At 69.4% G+C, this 19454-nt stretch carries 18 protein-coding genes and 3 pseudogenes; 9 read left to right on the top strand and 12 right to left on the bottom strand.

Going from position 1 to position 19454, the window contains the following annotated elements:
• Positions 1–195: 195 nt before the first annotated feature.
• Positions 196–1125: a LysR family transcriptional regulator gene (locus tag H297_RS0121675; RefSeq protein ID WP_027738769.1), complete on the bottom strand. Its 930-nt coding sequence runs from the start codon at positions 1123–1125 to the stop codon at positions 196–198.
• A 114-nt stretch (positions 1126–1239) separates the two neighbouring features.
• On the opposite strand from H297_RS0121675, the gene H297_RS0121670 reads away from it, so the two are divergent.
• Positions 1240–1767 carry a DapH/DapD/GlmU-related protein gene (locus H297_RS0121670; protein ID WP_027738768.1) on the top strand — a complete coding sequence of 176 codons (528 nt, stop codon included), beginning with the start codon at positions 1240–1242 and terminating at the stop codon, positions 1765–1767.
• 620 nt (positions 1768–2387) lie between these two features.
• On the opposite strand, the gene H297_RS37695 is transcribed toward H297_RS0121670, so the two are convergent.
• Positions 2388–2693 (bottom strand): hypothetical protein, encoded by a 306-nt coding sequence (locus H297_RS37695; protein ID WP_078514448.1) that lies wholly within the window; start codon positions 2691–2693, stop codon positions 2388–2390.
• A gap of 772 nt (positions 2694–3465) precedes the next feature.
• Between H297_RS37695 and H297_RS0121660 the strand changes: the two genes are divergently transcribed.
• Together H297_RS0121660 and H297_RS0121655 are read left to right on the top strand one after the other, a co-directional pair.
• Positions 3466–4617 carry a histidine kinase gene (locus tag H297_RS0121660; protein ID WP_027738767.1) on the top strand — a complete coding sequence of 384 codons (1152 nt, stop codon included), beginning with the start codon at positions 3466–3468 and terminating at the stop codon, positions 4615–4617.
• Positions 4614–5273, top strand: a complete 660-nt coding sequence (locus H297_RS0121655; RefSeq protein WP_027738766.1) for a response regulator transcription factor — start codon at positions 4614–4616, stop codon at positions 5271–5273. The genes H297_RS0121660 and H297_RS0121655 overlap by 4 nt, the downstream gene beginning before the upstream one ends.
• Before the next feature lie 60 nt (positions 5274–5333).
• On the opposite strand, the gene H297_RS0121650 is transcribed toward H297_RS0121655, so the two are convergent.
• Positions 5334–6263 (bottom strand): alpha/beta fold hydrolase, encoded by a 930-nt coding sequence (locus tag H297_RS0121650; RefSeq protein ID WP_027738765.1) that lies wholly within the window; start codon positions 6261–6263, stop codon positions 5334–5336.
• A 623-nt stretch (positions 6264–6886) separates the two neighbouring features.
• Here H297_RS0121650 and H297_RS0121645 point away from each other — a divergent pair.
• A complete protein-coding gene (locus H297_RS0121645) occupies positions 6887–7090 on the top strand; it encodes a cold-shock protein (RefSeq protein ID WP_027738764.1) in 204 nt (67 codons plus the stop codon).
• Positions 7091–7189: 99 nt separating this feature from the next.
• Here the strand turns inward: H297_RS0121645 and H297_RS0121640 are convergent, their stop codons facing one another.
• From H297_RS0121640 to H297_RS0121630, 3 genes are all read right to left on the bottom strand, one after another.
• Positions 7190–7588, bottom strand: a complete 399-nt coding sequence (locus H297_RS0121640; RefSeq protein ID WP_027738763.1) for a CBS domain-containing protein — start codon at positions 7586–7588, stop codon at positions 7190–7192.
• A 59-nt stretch (positions 7589–7647) separates the two neighbouring features.
• Positions 7648–9120, bottom strand: coding sequence for a DEAD/DEAH box helicase (locus H297_RS0121635; RefSeq protein WP_027738762.1), 1473 nt, complete (start codon positions 9118–9120; stop codon positions 7648–7650).
• A gap of 347 nt (positions 9121–9467) precedes the next feature.
• Entirely contained in the window at positions 9468–9671 is a 204-nt protein-coding gene (locus H297_RS0121630; protein WP_027738761.1) for a cold-shock protein, read from the bottom strand.
• 1288 nt (positions 9672–10959) lie between these two features.
• Between H297_RS0121630 and H297_RS0121625 the strand changes: the two genes are divergently transcribed.
• The 3 genes from H297_RS0121625 (at position 10960) to H297_RS0121615 (ending at position 13418) form a co-directional block, all read left to right on the top strand.
• Positions 10960–11622, top strand: coding sequence for a response regulator transcription factor (locus tag H297_RS0121625; protein WP_027738760.1), 663 nt, complete (start codon positions 10960–10962; stop codon positions 11620–11622).
• Positions 11619–12890 (top strand): sensor histidine kinase, encoded by a 1272-nt coding sequence (locus H297_RS0121620; protein ID WP_486589610.1) that lies wholly within the window; start codon positions 11619–11621, stop codon positions 12888–12890. The genes H297_RS0121625 and H297_RS0121620 overlap by 4 nt, the downstream gene beginning before the upstream one ends.
• Before the next feature lie 195 nt (positions 12891–13085).
• The gene (locus H297_RS0121615; RefSeq protein WP_027738758.1) at positions 13086–13418 is read left to right on the top strand and encodes a hypothetical protein; all 333 of its coding nucleotides are present in this window, start codon (positions 13086–13088) and stop codon (positions 13416–13418) included.
• A 545-nt stretch (positions 13419–13963) separates the two neighbouring features.
• On the opposite strand, the gene H297_RS41930 is transcribed toward H297_RS0121615, so the two are convergent.
• The 4 genes and pseudogenes from H297_RS41930 to H297_RS41925 all read right to left on the bottom strand — a co-directional run.
• Positions 13964–14749 carry a helix-turn-helix domain-containing protein gene (locus tag H297_RS41930; protein WP_078514426.1) on the bottom strand — a complete coding sequence of 262 codons (786 nt, stop codon included), beginning with the start codon at positions 14747–14749 and terminating at the stop codon, positions 13964–13966.
• A gap of 1 nt (position 14750) precedes the next feature.
• The gene (locus H297_RS43330) at positions 14751–14891 is read right to left on the bottom strand and encodes a hypothetical protein (protein ID WP_486589609.1); all 141 of its coding nucleotides are present in this window, start codon (positions 14889–14891) and stop codon (positions 14751–14753) included.
• 1476 nt (positions 14892–16367) lie between these two features.
• Positions 16368–16613 (bottom strand): hypothetical protein, encoded by a 246-nt coding sequence (locus H297_RS0121600; protein ID WP_027738756.1) that lies wholly within the window; start codon positions 16611–16613, stop codon positions 16368–16370.
• A 521-nt stretch (positions 16614–17134) separates the two neighbouring features.
• Positions 17135–17574 (bottom strand): annotated as a pseudogene (locus tag H297_RS41925) (NF041680 family putative transposase); the annotation flags it as partial.
• Positions 17575–17807: 233 nt separating this feature from the next.
• Here H297_RS41925 and H297_RS0121590 point away from each other — a divergent pair.
• Together H297_RS0121590 and H297_RS43785 are read left to right on the top strand one after the other, a co-directional pair.
• The gene (locus H297_RS0121590) at positions 17808–18269 is read left to right on the top strand and encodes an SRPBCC family protein (RefSeq protein ID WP_051352063.1); all 462 of its coding nucleotides are present in this window, start codon (positions 17808–17810) and stop codon (positions 18267–18269) included.
• 52 nt (positions 18270–18321) lie between these two features.
• Positions 18322–18549 (top strand): annotated as a pseudogene (locus tag H297_RS43785) (IS5/IS1182 family transposase); the annotation flags it as partial.
• A gap of 287 nt (positions 18550–18836) precedes the next feature.
• Here the strand turns inward: H297_RS43785 and H297_RS44465 are convergent.
• Positions 18837–18911: pseudogene (locus tag H297_RS44465) on the bottom strand (recombinase family protein); the annotation flags it as partial.
• Positions 18912–19184: 273 nt separating this feature from the next.
• A partial coding sequence (locus H297_RS0121585; RefSeq protein ID WP_027737646.1) for an IS5 family transposase occupies positions 19185–19454 on the bottom strand: 270 nt, incomplete at its 5' end.

Below are 19454 nucleotides of genomic sequence, written 5' to 3'. Positions count from 1 at the left end.
GGTGAGCACGGAACACCTGGTGCCGAGTGCGGCCGGCCGCCGGTCGGCAATCCACTGACGCCATCCGCCGTCTGCGGGCGGTGCATGGTGGAGGTCCCCGCGGGCTCGTTCTCGTCGGGTTCCTGCGGCAGGGCACGCCATTCGTCCAGCTCCGCCTGGGGGGCCTGCCACGTCAGGCAGGGTCCGGCCGTCCGGTCAGCGGTGCATCCAGTCCGGCGTCCACACGTCGCGCGGGGTTCGCGGGCGTGCGGTACGCAGGTGGTCGCGCAGCGCGGTCAGCACGGGGTGCTGGTCTCCGCTGCGGAACAGCAGCACGTGCGGGTAGACCGGGGTGGGGCCGTGCAACGGAATGCGCCGCAGGTCGTGGGCCTGGGGCCACAGGTACCGGTCCCCGCTGCCGACGAGGGTGGCCAGCGAGGCCGAGTCGGCCAGCGCGTCCATCAGCACCTCGTCCCCGAAGTTGGGGCCGAGCGCGTCGATGTTCAGGCCGAAGGCCTCGGACAGTGCCTGGTAGAACGCCGCCCACTCCGTGCCCGGCCTGATCCCGGGGATCCAGATGCGATGGCCTGCCAGGTCCGCGGGACCGACCCGGGGCGTGTCGGCCAGCGGGTGGCCGGGGCCGACCAGGAGCTCCAGGGGCGCGTCCAGGAGTCGTTCGGCGCTGATCCCGGCCGGGACCTGGTCCGCCGGCAGGGCGCGGAAGGACGCGTCGACGGTCCCTTCGAGCACCGCCTGGGCGGCCTGAGCGGCGTTCTCCTTGCTCAGCGTCACCGCGTCCAGGTCCGTCCCGGGGTGGGAGCGGTAGAACCGGTAGACGGCCTGGGCCGGGGAGATGCGCCGGTTGAGGACGTCGACGCGCAAGGGACGGCTGTCGGGGCGGACGGCCTGCTCGGCCTGCGCGAGGGCCGCCAGGACCTTCTTGGCGTGCGGGAGGAAGACCTGCCCGTCGAGGTTCAGCCGGGAGCCCCGGGAGGTCCGCACCAGGAGCGTGACCTCGATGTGCCTCTCCAGGGCCGCGATCCGCTTGGAGACCGCCTGCTGGCTGACCCCCAGCTCGTCGGCCGCGGCCTGGAACTGGCCGGTCTCGGCGACGGCCACGAACGTCCGCAGCGCTTCGACATCCACGCCTCCACCTTATTTCCACAACCGAAGGTTGTTTCCGGTGTGGTGCACGGTTGTTTGAACGAGTGTTCCGCGCGGTGGTGGGATCAGCGCATGTCTACCCGCACCGAGCAGGTCATGCATGTCAGGACACCGGAGTTCGCGCGGCACGCGGAGCGGATTGTGGAGGTCACCGACGCGACGTCTCGACTGAACGCGCTCCCGTTCAGCGACACCGAAGGTCGCGCGGAACTCCTCTCTGTTGTGTTCGGTGGCCCGCTGTCGGACTCGGTGGTGATCTACCCGCCGTTCTTCACCGAGTACGGGCTGAACACGACGTTCGGGGAGAACGTCTTCGTCAACCAGGGATGCACCTTCATGGACAAGGGAGGCATCCGTATCGGGAACGGCGTCATGATCGCTCCGAAGGCCAGTCTCATCTCCGGAGGCCATCCACTGCCCCTGGCCGAGCGCCGCGAGTACCTCTCCTTCGCCCCGATCGTCATCGAGGACGACGCCTGGATCGGAACGGCCGCCGTGATCACACAAGGGGTGACCATCGGTGCCGGTGCGGTGGTCGCTGCCGGTGCGGTGGTCACTCACGATGTCCCTGCCGGCACCGTGGCCGCAGGCGTGCCCGCCCGGACGCTCAAGACGATCGACTGAGCCCGGCCTGACTGCCGGTCCCCGCCCCCGGGAACGGAGCAGCCCGTTCGCCCTGTTGCGACCTCGCGCAGGCGTGCGCAGACGACTTGCTCGTTCCGTCGGATGAGGCAGCGGCGGAGCATGCTGCCTTGTCCCTCGTGGTCCCTCGCGGTCCCTCGTGACCGGCACGGTCGGTGCCGTCGAGGGCGACGCGGCGCAGGGCGTGTCCCGCTCGATACATGCACTCGGGCCGCCCGCCGACGCCGGTGGCCTCGCCTCCGCCTTTCCCGTCCGGCATGTGCGCTCGGCCGGGAAAGGCGGAGACGGTCAGCGCCTCGGCCCTCGCCCCCGGCGTCGACCGAGTCGATCCGGAGTGTCCACGTGCTGCCGGACCCGGGGCCGAGGCGGGAGAAGTCCCCTACGCACCTCCACGAGTTGCCGTCCTCCGCGCAGCCGGCCCCGGCGGGCTCCATGCACGTGTCACCCACCATGACTCCGCCGCGTTCGGGCAGAATCTTCGCGGCTCCGGCGGCTCCGGCGGCTCCGGCGGCGAGGCCGGAGATGGCGGGAGGACCGGTTGGGTCCCGTCCCGTCGCCCGGACGGTCGTGAAGGTTCCGGGCCCGTCTGCTCAGGGAAGCTCTCAGCAACCCTTCACGGAGTAGCCGCCTTCGGAAGCCGCCGCGGTACGGGGCGGACCGGGGCACTGGCTGAGCGAGTCGATCCGGAACGTCCAGGTGCCGTCGGGGTGGGGGCCCAGGCAGGAGAACTCGTTGACGCCCCACCACGTGTTGCCGTCCTTCTCGCAGGCGGCCTTGCTGGGCTCGGTGTAGGTGTCGCCCACCATGTATGCGTGCGGGTCGGGCAGGGCCTGGGCGGCTCCGGCGGCGACGCCGGTGAAGGCGATGAGCCCGGCGCCGACAACGGCGGCGCGCTTCAATCCGCGCATGTGATGCTCCTTCTGTTCGCTTGCGTCGCGTGCACGCCCGACGGCGTGCCAGCCCGCGTTCCGGGGCGTGCGCAGTGCCTGCACCACTGCCCCGGCCCCCGCTCCCCGGCGCCGCCCCGGTTCCGGGTTTCCGCAACGGACCCCGTTCCCGGTCGGCTACGGTCCCGCTCGAGTGGCGGCCCGGCGCGTGGGGGTGCGGCGGGAGGCGTCCCCGTCCCTGAGAGCGCCTCCCGACACGACGGGACCGATCTTCGGTACCGACGAATCCGATGACCGGGCCGAGGGAAAAGTTCACGGAGACCCCGGAAAGCTCTTCCGCCCGCGGAAGGGACCGGCACAGTCGGCGCCTGACCGGCACTTCTTCCGGCCCCGTCTCACCGTCACGTGCGTGCGGTGCCCGCAGACGTGCAGCCACGCGTGCTCGCTGCGTACGCCGGAGAGTCGCCCGACGTATGACGCCCCGTCACGGAAGAGGCATGCCCCCAAAGCACAAGCAGGGCGCGAGGTCGAGCTGCCGGGCCACGGTGCGGGGCCGAACTGGGCAGCCAGGGTGCGGGGCCGCACTGGGCAGCCAGGGCGCGGGCGCCGAACTCACCAAGGGCGTGCGGGCAGCACTCACCCATCGGGAAAGCGTGCCCGAACTGCCAACCGGACACCCGCAGTTGCGCTCAGCCCGGACCCGCCAGGCCGTGCGCCCCGTGACTGCCCCCTCCCGTCCCGCGGGCACCGTCGCCCGGGGGGCCGGGCAGGCCGCCGCCACTACACTGCCCCGGTGATCACACCTCGACGGGTTCCGGAGCTGTGGCGTCGGCTGAATGCCACAGCCCTGTATCTCGTGTTCGGGCTGGTGCTGTTCACCGGATCGCTCGTACCGGCGCTCCACAGCCAGGGCACGCAGCTCGGCGGTGTGCCGTCCCGCCCCTACGACGCGCTCGCCCTCGTGGCCGTCGCCCTCCAGTGCCTCCCGCTCGTCCTGTGCCGACGCCGGCCGGCCCTCGGCCTCTCCCTGGTCGCGGTCGGTTTCGCCGTCGACCAACTGCGCGGCTACCACGCGTTCGCCGGTACCGCGCTGCCCCTCGCGCTGGTCGCCCTGGGGTGCTGGCTGGAGCGGAACCGGCGCACGACTGTGCTGCTCTTCTCCGTCGCGTACCTCGCACTGGCCGTCGCGCTCCACCAGCTCGGGACGGAGGGCCCCGAGGAGTTCGTGGTGTTCTACCTCGCGCTGGTGCTCGCCTGGGGCATCGGCGCGTGGCTGCGGTCCCACCGGGCCGCGGAGGCCGAACGCCGCCGCCGCGTCGCCGATGCGGCGCTCGTCGCCGAACGCACCCGTATCGCCGGGGAACTCCACGACGTGGTGACCCACCATGTGACGGCAATGGTCGTCCAGGCCGAGGCCGCACGCTGCCTGACCGCCTCGCCCGAACGCCTGGACCAGTCCCTCACCGCCGTCACCGACACCGGCCGCCGCGCCCTCACCGACCTGCGGCACCTTCTCGATCTGCTCAATCCCGACCACGGCACGGGGGAGCGCACGCTGCCCGTCGGCAGGCTCCGCGCGCTCGTGGAGCAGACCCGGCGGGCCGGGCAGCCGGTGGAGTTCGAGGAGAAGGGCACGCCCGCGGAGGCGACGGGAAGCTCCGACCTCGTGGCCTACCGCGTCGTACAGGAAGCCCTCACGAACGCGCTCAAGTACGACCACGGAAGCCGCACCTCGGTCACGGTGCAGCACGCAGAACGGGAGATCAGGGTGGAGGTCGCCACGGACGGCACCGGCTCGCGGGCGGCGTCCCCCGGAGGCGGCGGACGCGGCCTCACCGGTCTTCGTCAGCTGGTCGACGTCCTGGGCGGTGACTTCCACGCGGGCGCGCGCCCGGACGGCGGCTTCGGTGTGCGGGCCCGCGTTCCGGCGGGGAGCGCGTCGTGAGCGCGCCGACCAGGGTCCTCGTCTGCGACGACCAGGTACTCGTCCGCACCGGGCTGGTGACGATCATCGACGCGCAGCCCGACCTTCAGGTGGCGGGCGAGTGCGGGGACGGGCAGGCCGCCGTCGAGCTCGCCACGCAACTGCGCCCGGACGTGGTGGTGATGGACGTCCGGATGCCCGTGCTCGACGGCATCGACGCCACCCGCCTGCTGGCCGGAGCCGGAGTCCGGCGACCCGTCAAGGTGCTCGTGGTGACCACGTTCAACCTGGACGAGTACGTGTACGAGGCGCTGCGCGCCGGGGCGAGCGGGTTCCTGCTCAAGGATGCGCCGCCCGCCCAACTGCTGGACGGCATACGGACCGTGGCGACGGGCGCCGCCCTGCTCGACCCCGAGGTGACACGCCAACTCGTCGGCGTCTACGCCGCCCGCATCAGACCCACCGGGGGGAGCCCGGACGACATCCCGGTGACCCCGCGCGAGCTGGAGGTCCTCCGCCTCCTCGCCGAGGGCCTCTCCAACGGCGAGATCGCCGCGACCCTCCTGATCAGCCAGGAGACCGTCAAGACCTTCGTCTCGCGCATCCTCACGAAGCTGGGACTCCGCGACCGCGTCCAGGCGGTCGTCTACGCCTACCGCCACGGACTGGTCACCTGACGCACCGCCCAGGCGCCCCCGACTCGCCTGCTGCCCCGACTCTGCGCAACGGTGAGCGCGCTACGCGCCGCTGCCGGCCCGCGAGGCGACGCGCTGGACCGCGGCGACGGCGATGTCGGGCTGGTCGGCGTAGATGTAGTGCTCGCTCTTCTTCGCGACGCGCAGCCTGCTGTCGCTGGAGACGCCGAGCCACTTGCGCTGGCCCCGGGTCCACGCCCGCTCCAGGCCCTTGCCGTACCGGGGAACAGCTTCGAGGTACGGCTTCCCGTGCTTGACGACCTCCACGGGGATGCTGCCCGCGGAGCGGACCTCCCCGTCCGGGACGACGAGCTTCTCCGGGCTCTTCCCCGAAAGCATCGCCAGGGTCTGTTCCCGCAGGTCGGCCGCCGGGCCGGTGGCGGACTCGGGGATCTCCTCGGTGAGGTTTGCCTTCTGGGTCGGTGAGGTGGCGTCCATCAGGACCAGCCCCTTGACCCTGTCCCGGTGGTCGGGCGCGTACCGGGCGGCGATCAGCCCGCCCAGCGAGTGCCCGGCCAGCACGACCGGCCGGTCCCCCGCGACACGGTCGAGCACCGAGGTGATCACCTTGCCGCCGTCCTCCAGGGACTGCTTCCCCTCGGGCTTGTCGCTGGCACCCGCGCCGAGCCGGTCGTAGGAACAGACCCGGTTCTTCGCGCTCAGCGTCTTCTGGAACGGCGCCATCTTCTTCAGCGAGTCACCTCCCCCGTGCAGCAGCAGGACGACGGGGCCGCCCTTCGCCGCCTTGCCCGAGCAGGAGACGTTCACCGAGTGGCCGTCGAGCTTCAGCTTCTTCGTCCCGCTGAACAGCGCCGCCTCGGCGCCCTTCGCGGAGCTGTCCGAGCCCGCGTCCGCCGACGAGGTGGCGTCCGCCTTGGAACTGCCCGTGTCGTCCTCGCAACCGGCGAGTCCCGCACCGGCCACGGCGCAGCACAGTGCGATCAGGGCGGATGCCCTGCGGCGACGGTTCATGAAGGTCCTCCGAAAACAACGTTGACGCGGGCACGAGGTGAAGGCCGCGGCAGACGCGATGAGGTGCGAGCGCCGCCGGCCGCGCCGAACGTTACGGATCCCGTCCTCCGGAATCGTCACCTCACGGTGGACACCTGCACGTAGCTCCCACGGGGGACAGCGGCCCACCGGCCCTCCCTGTACACCTCGCCCACCACTCCCCCAGGCACAGCGCCGACTCCCGTGTCCCGTCCCGACGGGGGCCACTCACACCGAAGGGCCGCAGCCGGGAAACCGGCGACGGACAGCTCCGCCGGAGCCGAGTACCTGCGGCGGGTTCAAGCAATTTCCGCGCTTCGGGGGCTGACATTTATCACCGCGAGGTCAGATTTCAACAGCCCGCCCGGAGAGGGTTTTCCTCGGGAATCCGACTGGCAACGATCAATTGCACGAATGCCGCTACCGCATGCTAGCGTCGCTTCCAGTTGCGGTAATGGTTCCCGAACTCCCAGGCCACCGCCTGCGTTTCAGCAGCCGGAAGGTGAGCTCTGTCTCCAGTCACGACGCCCGGGCGGGATGCCGTCCCGGCAACCCCGGTACCCGTGATTGCGGATACCGGCGCGCTGACCCGAAGGAGACACGACATGGCGTCCGGCACTGTGAAGTGGTTCAACGCGGCAAGGGGTTTCGGCTTCATCGAGCAGGAGGGCGGCGGCAGCGACGTGTTCGCCCACTTCTCGGAAATCGCCACCCAGGACTGTTTCGCACTGCTTGAAGGCCAGAAAGTCACCTTCGAGATCGTGCTGTGCGAGAAGGGCCCCGCGGCCGAGAACATCTCCCCGGCCTGATGCCGACGCACTCTTACGCACAGCGGCCTGCTCTTTGCACGCAGGCCGCTCCACGAACCAGTTCGGGACCCGGCCGAGGCCGGGTCCCGAACTTCGGTGTCAGGAGATGGGCCCGAGAACGCCGAGAACGTATCCGTCCTCATCGACCACAGGGGACAGGCGCAGGGCGCGATGCCGCATTCCGGCCTCCACGTCGCTGAGGTGCTCCGCGGTGGAGGGGAACGGTCCCCGGTTGCAGGAAAGGTCGCGCAGCCGGGTGTGGTCCGTGTACCAGGTGCCGCCTCGGTGGGCGGCAAGTTCCGCCCGGGTGACCAGGCCGGAGCAGCGGCCGTCCTCGTCGTGGAGCACCAGGTGCTGGACGCGGGCGCTGGCGGCGACGGAGAGGGCCACGTCGGCCATCATCTGCTCGTCCGCCTGCAGACCGGGCACGCCCATCGCCTCGGCAACGGTGAGTGCAGTGCCGGACTTCGGGCGGGTCTGGTTGTCGATCTGTGTCACGGGGGCCCTTCTGTCGACTGCAAGGATGACCTGCTGGCCGCCGTACGGCCGCAGTCGCGCTAGGCAGCTGTGTTGAAGGAGGAGCGGCGTCCCCGGCGGGCAGGGCGGCTGCGACGCGAACGCTGTGCAGGGACCGTGCGCTTGGGCGGCTCGGTGTCCGCAGCGGTGAGCGGGATCCCCGAAGGCGTCCGTGCACCAGTGATACGCCCCAAGTCGGCGTCGCCGGGGCGGACCCGGGTCTGCTCGGCCGTGATGGAGGCGTCCGACATCATGCGGTTCATGCCGTGGCGCTGTCCGGGCAGGACGAGGGTGACGACGGTGCCGGACTCACCGGCGCGGGCGGTGCGTCCGCCACGGTGCAGGTAGTCCTTGTGGTCGCTCGGCGGGTCGACGTTGACGACGAGGTCGAGGTTGTCGACGTGGATGCCGCGGGCGGCGACGTTGGTCGCAACCAGCACATTCGTGTGGCCGGACTTGAACCCGGCGAGGGTCCGCGTGCGCTGGGACTGCGACTTGCCGCCGTGCAGGGCCGAGGCACGCACCCCGACGGCCAGCAGATCCCTGGTCAGACGGTCCACGGCGTGCTTGGTGTCCAGGAACATGATCACCCGGCCGTCGCGGGCGGCGATCTCGGTGGTCGTCGCGTGCTTGTCGTTCCCGTGGACGTGCAGGAGGTGGTGTTCCATGGCGGTGACCGCACCGGCGGAGGGATCGACGGAGTGCACCACCGGGTCGGTCAGGTAGCGGCGGACCAACAGGTCGACATTGCGGTCCAAGGTGGCCGAGAACAGGAGCCGTTGACCGCCGGGACGCACCTGGTCGAGCAGGTGGGTCACCTGGGGCATGAAGCCCATGTCGGCCATCTGGTCGGCTTCGTCCAGGACCGTGATGTCCACCTGGTCCAGCCGGCAGTCGCCGCGTTCGACCAGATCCCTCAGCCGGCCCGGTGTGGCGACCACGACCTCGCTGCCCGATTGCAGAGCCCGTGCCTGACGGCCGAGAGACATGCCGCCGACGACGGTGGCAAGCCGCAGGCGCAGCGCGCGGGCGTAGGGGGTGAGTGCGGCCGTCACCTGCTGTGCCAGCTCCCGGGTGGGCACGAGGACCAGTGACAGCGGCTGCCGGGGTTCGGCGCGCTGCCCGGCGGTGCGGGCCAGCACCGCGAGTCCGAAGGCCAGGGTCTTGCCGGAGCCGGTCCGGCCGCGGCCGAGCACGTCCCGGCCGGCCAGGGCGTTGGGCAGCGTCGCCGCCTGGATCGGGAAGGGGACGCTCATGCCCTGTGCGCTGAGCGTCGTCTTCAGACGCTCGGGCATCTCCAGGTCGGCGAAGGTTTCGACGGCCGGGAGCGGCGCCGTATGGCTGACCGGCAGCGCGAACTCCTTCGGCGGGCCGGCCGTGCGGCCCTTCCCGGCGCGAGCGCCCTGGGACGAGCGGGACGGCCCGCCTCGTCGGTCGGTCCGGTGCCGGCGCCGGCTGGAGCCGGCAGAGGCGCGGTGTGCAGGGCCTGCGGTGGTGCGAGCGGTGCGGTTCATGCAGAACCTTCCTCGAAGCGGCACGATTCGAGGAATTCACCGCAGCATTGCGCAGCCGCATGATGATTCACGGATCGAGCCGGAGAAAAAGACGAAACAATCCGGAGCCGTGAAAGGCTGCGGGTTCGTCACGAAAAAGCACCCGGCCGTCGATGGAGAAGTCGGCCGATCAATGGGTGCCGGGTCGCCGGGCACGTTGCCTCACGGCCCAGAGGTGCGACAGAAGATCCTGTCGCTCGTTCACTCACCGCGGGGACGGATCTCCGTTGCCGCCTGGGCGAGTAGGAACAATGCGACGAGCCGGGGCCGCACGAAGTGCGTGCCCCAGCTCGTCGTACGCGTCAGTGTCAGGCGGGAACGATGTTCTCCGCCTGCAGGCCCTTCTGGCCCTGCGTGACGTCGAAGTTCACTTTCTGGCCTTCGAGCAGCTCACGGAATCCGGTGGCGTTGATGTTCGAGAAGTGGGCGAACACGTCGGCGCCGCCGTCCTCCTGCTCGATGAAGCCGAAACCCTTTTCCGAGTTGAACCACTTCACGGTGCCAGTAACCAAAATACATCTCCTTCAAGGCGGTACCCGGGCCCACACTGCGCGGGATCCGGGGCTGCCGCAATGATCACCCTGCGCGAACGGCACAACACAAGACTCGTTCCAGGGGCCTGGAGGAGCGCTCGAAGTTTTGGGGGAACCACAACTGCAACTGGTTGAAACCGTAGCACAGCCACCCGGGCCATTGCGATGGCTCCTGATTTCGGATGCGCCGAGGCAACACTTCTCCTCGGGCATTATTCGCGTTTCTGCAGCGGCGCAAAGAGATTTACCGGGGCGGGCGGTTACAGAAAATCAAGTCGCAATGGCCGGCGCCACAGCGCCGACCACCGGCCGGGCCGGTGGGGTACCTGCCCGCGAGGACAGGTGGCACGGCCGGGCCCGGCCGTGGTCGGCCGGGGAACAGGCCGGTGGCCCGAAGTCAGCTGAAGCAGGATCCGGCGCGTCAGCGAGGGTGTCGGCGCCCCCGCGGAGGACGGCCCGTACCCGGCCGACGAAGTGGGAGCCCGGCAGGGCGAGCGCACCATGCGGAACGAGCTCCGTCTTACCCGGGCGGGGCATTCGCCGCGCCCCCGGAGGACGGGCGGAAGGACCTTTCAGCGCATGCGTCGTCAACTCCCGGAGCCGCGGCCGTGGGGCGCAGAGCGCAGCGGTGGCGCCGGGCCCGGCTTCTTGTGCGGTTGCGGCACGGGGGTCAGCCGGTGATCTGCTTGTGCAAGTCCCCGCTGCCGATGGCGACTTCGCCAGGTGGCTCGGCGCGTTCGGCAGACGCGAGGCGCAGCCACTGCACGTCGGCATCGCAGGTCGCCTCGACGCGTTCGGTGTCCGATCACAGCGATCACCGATGGCGGGCGGGCCGCACACGGGCGGAGAAGAGCGCCTGGCGCTGCGCTGGACGTAAGTGCTCCCGCATCCGAGACGGACATGCCCACGATCCCGGAGATCCTGCCCGCAACGGGCCGCATGCGAAGGACATATGGCCGGAAGGAGCGGGTGAAGGCGGCCCAGGGTGCAGTTCCCGCCCGGGTCGGTCAGGAAGCTACGCACACGGGGGTCGCAGGGGAGTCGACCTCCCTGGACTCGCGCGCTCTTCTCACGCCCCGGCCTCGACGTCGAGCTCTTCGCTGAGGGAACGACAGGTATGTCACGCGGAAGTACAGGTCAGTCGCGCAGCCAGGGGCCAGGGGCCAGGACAAGGCTTCACCGCGGGTCCCGCGCATCAGCGCCTTTGCCTTTCCCCTCGCTAAGACTCTTATGTGCCTGTAATCGTGCGGCTGCTTTCATGAGCCCCATGAGGGTTCTGGTAGCCGAAGACCACCGCGTACTGGCCCGCACGATCGCGAAGGGGCTGCGCCGCGAGTCGATTGCTGTCGACGTCGCGGGCGGCGGCGCCGAGGCCGAGCGGATGTGTCTGCTGACCGACTACGACGTGCTCGTGCTCGACCGCGATCTGCCGGTGCTGACAGGAGACGAGGTGTGCCGACGCCTGACCGGCCTGACGGAGCGCCCCCGGATACTCATGCTGACGGCGGCCGGCGGAACCGAGGACAAGGTCTACGGGCTGACCGAACTCGGCGCCGACGACTACCTGGCGAAACCCTTCGACTTCGCCGAACTGGTCGCCCGGATCAGGACCCTGTACCGCCGCGCGACCGATTCGCCGGTCGCGGTGCTGCGGTACGGCGGTATCCAACTGAACCGTGCGCGCCGCGAGGCGTTCGCCCATGGTCGTCCCGTCGACCTCACGCCCAAGGAGTTCGACGTCCTCGACGTGCTGCTGACGTTCCGTGGCGAGGCCGTCTCCCACCCGGAGCTCCTGCGGACGGTCTGGGACGCGAACATCGACCCTCACACCAGCCGCGTCCGCGCCATCGTCAGCAGGCTACGGAGAAAGCTCGGCGGTCCCGGCACCATCACCGTCGACACCGGACAGGGCTACCGGCTCACCCCGTGAACGCCACCCGACACGCCCCCCGTTCCGCTCTCCGCCTCCTCCGCCGCCGGATCTCGCTCTCCCGTATCCCCTTCCGCTCCCGGCTGGCCCTCGCCTTCGGCGGTCTCTTTCTGCTGGCGGGCACCTCGCTGCTGGCGTTCGTCGTCCTCCTGGCGCGCTACGGGACGGCGGAGAAGACGGCCGACATCTCTGTGCGCAAGGCCCCTGTGGCTCCGGACGACACGGCGTCGCCGCCCGCGCAGTGGGAATCGGCGCATCCGGGGGGAACGGCGTCACCGACGGAGCCCTACCAGGGACATACCCGGCCAGGTACGGCGGACGGCACGGGGAGCGAGGCATTCGCCATGGTCAGGGAGACCGTGCACACCGTGCAGACCACGGCGCTGCAGCAAATGCTCCTCTGGTCGGTCATCGGCCTGGCCCTCATGACCCTCGTCGCGGCGCTGACCGGCAAATGGCTGGCGAGCCGGGCACTCCGCCCCGTCTCCGCGGTCACCGAGACGGCGCTGCGGATGAGCGAGCAAAACCTCGACCGGCGGCTCGACCTGAGCGGCCCGGACGACGAACTGCACCAACTCGCCGACGCCTTCGACTCCATGATGGACCGCTTGCAGCGCTCCTTCGACAGTCAGCGCCGCTTCGTCGCCAACGCCTCCCACGAACTGCGCACCCCGCTCGCCGTGCAACGCGCCAGTATCGAGGTCGGGCTCGCCGGTCCGCTTCCGGACGATCTCGCGGAGACCCGTGAGGACCTCCTCACCACCAACCGTGAGGCCGAGCAGCTCATCTCGTCGCTGCTGCTCCTGGCGCGCAGCGACCGCGGGCTGGATCGCACGGAGGAGGTGGAGCTGACGGAAGTGACCGACGCGGCCACGGCCGACCTGCGGCACCTCGCCGAGGAGAAGGGACTCACGCTGCGCACGGAGTTCGACGCTCCGGCGCGGGTCACCGGCGAGGCGGTCCTGCTCCGCCATCTCGTCGCCAACCTGGTGAGCAACGCGCTCCGGTACAACCGACCCGGCGGCCGGGTCGAGGTGACACTGCACGGCAGGACGCTCACCGTCACCAACACCGGACGACCGCTCGACCCGGAGTGCGTCGAGGAGCTCTTCGAGCCGTTCCGGCGTCTTGGGCAGGACCGCACCGGCACCTCGGGCCACGGCCTCGGGCTGTCCCTCGTCCGGTCCATCGCCCGCGCGCACGGAGCCGATACGCACGCCGAACCGGGTCCCGACGGCGGCCTCAGAATTTCGGTCCGCTTCGCCTGACGAAACCGGCAGGCCAGACCCCGGGGTGTGCCAAAGCGATAAGGACTCGGCCAGCAATTCCCTGCGCTCGCTTACCGCGCTGAACACCGCAGCGGGATGGAATGAGGTCACCGAGCACGGCAAGGGGACCACGCCGGCTCTTCCACCGGACGACGAACCGCTCGTCCGCCCACTCATTTCTCTCAGGAGGATTCCATGCGCAAGAACCGGGTCATCGGCTTTGCGGCAGCGGCGATCATGGCTCTCGGTCTGACGGCCGGCGCGGCCACCACGGCGGGCGCGTTCTCGGGCAGCGGGGACGGCTCCGGCCACGCGAAGCCGGCCAAGCAGTCCGGTAGCACCGCTCCCGCAGGAAAGGCCGGCGCCACGCACGGCGACAAGCCCGAGGGCATCGCCGTGCAGCGCACCAAGGACGGGATGAAGGTCCGGAAGCTCACCAAGGAGGAACTGGAGAACTCGGACGGCGCCAAGCCGACCAAGCCCCTCCCCCAGGGTGGTGCCGTCGGCGAAGGAAAGCCGGAGAAGTAACCCTCGGTCCGACTCGCCGGTCTCCCGCGGGGCGTGGGGTGTCCCGGATCCGTGTGAGCGGGCTCCGGGACACCCCACGGTCATCCCGGCGAACCCGACCACATCACCGCCGGTAGACCAGCGAGCTTTTTCGGCTCTACGTCGCGAGGGGGAGTGCGGCTTCAGCGATCGACGTCATTCGATCCGAGCTGCACCGCGCTCTTCGGAAGACCTACCAAAGCCCGACCCGCGCCGTACCACGTGCGACGGGTGTCCGGGACGTGACCGGCACCCGGTTGTCTGGTGTGTTGGCAGCAACTGCCCACGGGGGAGCGCCTGCCCTGTACGTGGGGGTCCGGGTCGCGCAGTGTGCGACCCGGACTTCGAAGGAGCCGCCCTGAAGGAAACGAACCCTTGGCCTATGCATGACGAGCACGTCTCATTTTGCAGATCAGAGCACCTGCCATGGTCCCGCGCTTCGTACCCTGTGTCGGGCTGTCCGAATGCATCCGCGCTCCCTTTGCGCTCCCCCGCCTGCGGACAGCAACTCGCTCACAGATACACCGTCACCTGTCCAGATGTTCGCCCGCCCCATGGTGAGGTCGGACAGACGCTCCCCTTGAGGCGCGCTCCAGAGTCGCCTTCGTCTTCCGCCCCCTCGGCGAGTCCTCTCGGGCAACCTCCTCCAGGTCCTCCCACGTAGGTCCTCGCCGCTGCCCGATGCTCCGGCCCTGTCGTTGAGAGACGGCGATTACGGGGATCGAGAGCGCGTAGCCATACCGCGGGGATCGCCCTGAGTAAGTGCTCGCAGCTCTTTTCCAGGCGTGTTCCCAGGCGATCCCCTGCCCGTCGCTGACACCGCAAGCGCCGACGAAGGCGGACAACTGCCCCAGGCGGGGTTTACGCGCCCCCCGAAGGATGTCTCCAACGGTGGTCTTGCTCAGCCGCGCGTGCTCTCCCGCCAAGTGGGAGATTTCCCGAAGGGATGGTGTTCCGGCGCGCGCTCGGAGCGTCAGCATCGCCTGCCGCAGGTCGTGGAAGTCGTGAACCAGGTCGAGATCGACTCTGTGGTTGGTGCCCTTGAGCACGCGCCGGGCTTTCAACCACAGGTGCCGAGCGATCGCCGCCTCCTTCTCGTGAACCGCGCACGCGCTGCCCCATGATTCGACCGTCCGAAATGTCGGGAGCGACCGACCGTTGGTAGCCCGGGAGAGCGTCGCCTTCGAGGCCGGGCAACGGCGAGCCAGCTCGTCGAGAGTCAGCTCTGCTTGGGCACGCTGGACGCGCAGCCGTTCTGCCAAGGCACGGAGAGCAGGTCGGGCGCCGTCCAGCGGCCGTTCGGGGCGACCCATGTCAACGTACCGCCGCAGACGGCGCTGCCTCGCTGAGCCGTGCGTCGCCGAGATGCACGCTCAGGAGCCCTCCGGACACCAGCACTTGCAGGGCTTCGTCGACGCTGAGCCCCAAGGCCACCAAGGCCGCGATCAGCAGCATCACGAGGATGACGAGTCGTGCGTCCCTCCAGCCTCCGGTCCAGAACCGGCGAGCGGGAGCAGAGGAAGGCCGGCAGTCGTTGCTGGCGCGAGTGAAAGACACGGGTTCTCCCGATTGAGTCCGAAGGGAAGTGGGGAGCGCCGGCGCTGCTCCGTTGCCATCGGTACCTTGCCACTGCTGCGCGCCGTGACGGGGCGGGTCGAGGCCGTTGTTCCACTTCTGTCCAGGTGCAGGTACGGCTCCCCCGGCCTCGGTCTCAGGCTCGCTGGCCAGGTGTCCTGGGCCTCGTCCTGCGTTGTTGCGTGTGATGTCCTACTCGGCCCCTCGATGCATGCGCCCGGGAGGTGAGGGCCTCGCGCGGTCCCGAGCGCGCGGCCACAATCCTGCGGGGTGTACGAGCTCCCAGGTACTTCGGCAGGCGCAGCAGCGAAGTGCGCGCCAGTCGCGACAGCCGTGTCCCTACGGCGCCGGGGCCTTGAACCACCGGCACCGTAGACGGACGGCCACGGGGCTTGCGGGCCTCGTTGCCGATGGTCATGTCGGTTGCGGTAGTCCGCCGACCCGATGTCGCCCGGTGCCGACGCCAGAACCGTGCACCCACGTGTGTGAACGACTGCATACGGTTCTGGCGGTGGCCAGTACAGCGTCGATGAGCACGAACAGAACCGGCTACGGCGCCTGTGGAGCCATCATCCGGTGCAACGCGACCGTGATCGCTTCTCCGTCTGCTCTTGCTGGGCCGAGGCTCTCCCTGATCTGAGCGCTCTGGCGCATCACGAAGTCCCGTTGCTCTTGCGGGTCATGTCCAAGCACCGTGCGCCGGGTGGCGAAAATTCCCGACTGGGAGAGCCGACCCAGCACTGGTATCCCATGACGAGCCAGTTCGGAGTCGACGCTGCTGTCGAAGGATGAATGGGCGCCCGCCACCCGCTACGCCATGGGTAAGACCGTGAAACGCCCGAGAGCATCATCGAGCGAAACCGACTCGGAGCCGAGGAGAATTCATACAGCAGTCGGAGGTGTCGATGTAATTGCCGTTGAATGCGGCCCAAGTGGCCCACCAGGGCCGAAACGTGAGAATTTCAGTGCACGGGCCGGACAGCTCAGGTGCGGGCGGGGGTTCCGAAACCCGCGGCGGACTCGGGCCGGGCTGAGAAGGGCCGCAGCCTCGCTGCAGCATCGGCGGTGGCACCGCCGTTTGACCGGGAGCTCCGTCGAGGCGCGGCCCCGGTGACGTGCAGGAGCGCGGTGTCCAGGTTCCCGACGTACATGCCGTCGCCCGCCGTGCGGCCATCGCCGTCACCGAGCAGCACAAAGGCGGCCCCTCCAGCCCTCGCGCAGGAGGTGGAGGAGCCGCCTTCGTCCGTCACGTCGACGGAACGGCTGGTGCGGGCGCGGTGTCCGGTTCTCCGGTGTGCGCGCGGCCAAGAGGACCGGGGCCTCGGAGGAGAGGGCCGGAGGGGATCCGCCTCGGACTCAGGGCCGGTAGAAGACCATCATGCTGCCCGGGTTCTGGGGCTCGCGTTCGCAGTGGACGATCGTGACGTGGTGGCCTACTCCCTCGTCCGCCAGCTTCTGGGTCTCCTTGGTGAAGCAGTCCGTCGCGGCGTCGCCCTGCGTCTCGAACGAGGGGAGGTCGGCGGCCTGGGCGGCTCCGATGCCGAGGCCGGAAAAGGCCAGGATGCCGGCGGCGGCGACGGCTGCGCGCTGGAACTTGCGCATGTTTTCTCTCCTTCACGTGCAGTGGTGCATGCGCGCCTCTGCGGCGCAGGAGCTCGCTGCTCGCGGAACGCGGCTGGATCGGGCCGGGCCCGCGGTCGGCCGGAGTCGTATCCGACCGTGGCAAAGCGTTGTGTTGCGCTTCGAGCTCCTCTTGGGCACTAAGCAGTTGATCATGCGAACGGGTGGAGCTGCAACCGCTCGCAGTTCCCATTGCAGGGCTATAACAGACCAACTGGCGTGGATTCCCCGCATGACACCCACTCCCGAATATTCGGAGAACGTGCCATTCGCGATCGGCGTACACCGGCCTCCCGGACGCCCCCTGAGCCTGTTCTCCAGCCTCCGTCCGTTTGAGCCTGCGGGCGTCTCTCCGATAGGGCACGGTTTCTGATCACGTGGAAGGGGAGAGCTGTGCGCGCACCATCAGGAACAGGAATTGATGTGTGGCCGACCCGCAACGAACGGTCGACGCGGTCTCGTTGCCGTCGCTGGCCGCCCTCACCGTTGCAGCTCCTGCCGGGTCACGCCCATGTTCTTCGACCTTCCAACCTTTTCATGGTGATGAGGGCCGTCTCGCGTCCGACGGTTTTGCCCACGTCGAAGTGGGGTGCCCGGCGTCTGTCGGCGATGCCGGGTGGGCGCCCGGGGCCTGGGCGGTGGGGTTTCGGTGCTCTGGCGGGGCGTGGCATGTACTGGCGGAGATTCCGGAACGTGCGCCGGACCCGGGCGGGTGTGAGCCGGTGCGGCGGGGCCGACTCCTCCCAGGAGTGCCGCAGGTTGCGAACGACCCGACGCGCGAGCCGGAGCTGGGTACAGACCTCGATGATCAGCCAGGTCCACCGGCCGGCCGCGTCCGGTGCGCGCAGGCGGGCCGGATCCAGCCCAAGGTCTGCTTGAACAGCCGGAATGTGTGCTCCAGGTCGAAGCGCCGGAGAAGCGCCTGCCGGGCGCGGTCGACGTCGTCGGTGACCATGCGGACGATCCGGCTGACGAGCTGGGCGAACAGCCGTCGGCCGAACCGCGATCCACTCCGAGGGCGGGAGAGCCGATCCTTGGCCGCCGGGGACCGACAATTGGCCTTCCACATCCTTCGTTCGAAGCATTTCTTGACACCCTCTTTCAATGCTGTTACACATTCTAACGAAAGTGTCAAGCCATATACAAAGTTCCACCTTCAACCACCGAGGAGTAGTCATGACCCATTCCGAGCACACCCCCAGCGGCATAGACGAGACCGCCCCGGTGATCTCCCGGCACAGCATCCGGATCGCCGCCCCCATCGAGCGGGTATGGCAGCTGCACACCGACATCGACGCCTGGCCCCGCTGGCAGACCGATATCGAATCGGCGCAGGCCGACGGTCCTGTGGCCCCCGGCAGCACCTTCCACTGGACCACCGCCGATCTGTCCATCGGCTCCACCGTCTACGCCGTCGAGGCCCCCGGGCGCATCCTGTGGGGCGGCACCGCCCACGGCATCACCGCCATCCACGAGTGGCGCTTCGAGGCCCACGGCGACGAAACCCAGGTGCACAACGAGGAGTCCTGGTCGGGCGACCCGGTCGATGCCGACACGGAGAACCTGCGGAAGGTGCTCGGCCAGTCCCTCGACTCCCGGCTCGAACGCCTCCGCCGCACCGCGGAAGACCCCGCGTAGGCGCCTGAACGTCGCAAGGATCACTCCGCGGATTGCCGAGTGCTGGAGTTGAATCGTCCCAAACGGGCTGCAGGAGATCGCGAAGTCGTTGATTCCGCCGTCGATCCCGCCGCCGGGGGTGCAACCGCAAGGTGGCGGAACGCCGGGCACACCTGATGAGACGCTGTTCGCGGCGATCACTTCCATGCTGGTCAGCGGTTGCGCCTGGCGGACCTCGCCGCCGCGCTTCCGCATCTCGGAGTCGACCGCGCGCCGTCGGCTCCCGATCCGGTCGAGAGCCGCGGCCGGTCCTGCGACCGGGTCCGGGCCTGAGTAGTTGAGATACGGGAAACCCGGTGAGATTGATCTTGCTCGGATCCGCCTGCTTCGCGCGCGCTTCGAGCTGGTGGGGGATGGCCCCGACGCGAAGCTGCTTGGCGATCGAGGTGATCGAACGGCCGAAGCCGGGCAGAGATCGCGGGCCGCGAGGACGACTTCCTCGGTGGCGACGCTGAGACGCCCGCCGACGCGGGCGCGGGCGCGAGCGGCGGCCAGGCCCTCGTTGGTGCCGCATACGATGAGTTCGCGGACGAACTCCGCGAGGACAGCGAAGACGTGGAAGCCGAGCCGACCACCTGGGGTGGTGTCGAGGTTCTCATGCAGTGAGGTGAAGCCGACTCCGCGCTCGCGCAGTCCGCCTCCACGACCTGCGGCACGAGGCGGCCGCCCTTGTGCTCGCCGCTGGCGTCGGCATCAACGTCGTCTCCGCAACACTCGGTCACAGCGATACCCGCATCACCCAGAACATCTGCCAGCCCGTCCTCGACGACCTCGCCGCGGCGCCGCCGAAGCTGTCGTCAAGCGCGTGCCACGAGCCCGCAGGCGCCCAGCACAGGCCAGCGGCCCCACCGACACGCAGAGCACTTACTGATCATTTCAGAATGAGGTTCGGAGTCTTCGCAAGCAGATGAGGCTGCAGGCGAGTTGGAGCAGTCCGAGGTGGAGGTCGGCTCGTATCTCGTAGCGGATCCGCAGGCGTTTGAACTGGTGGAGCCAGGCGAAGGTGCGCTCGACAACCCACCTGGTTCTGCCCAGACCGGATCCGTGGGCGGCGCCCTTGCGTGCGATCTTCGGCGTGATGCCGCGAGCGCGGAGGAGCCGACGGTACTTGTCGTAGTCGTAGCCGCGGTCGGCGAACAGCCGCCG

Source organism: Streptomyces sp. CNT360, assembly GCF_000424785.1.
This window is presented reverse-complemented; position numbering and strand designations above follow the sequence as displayed.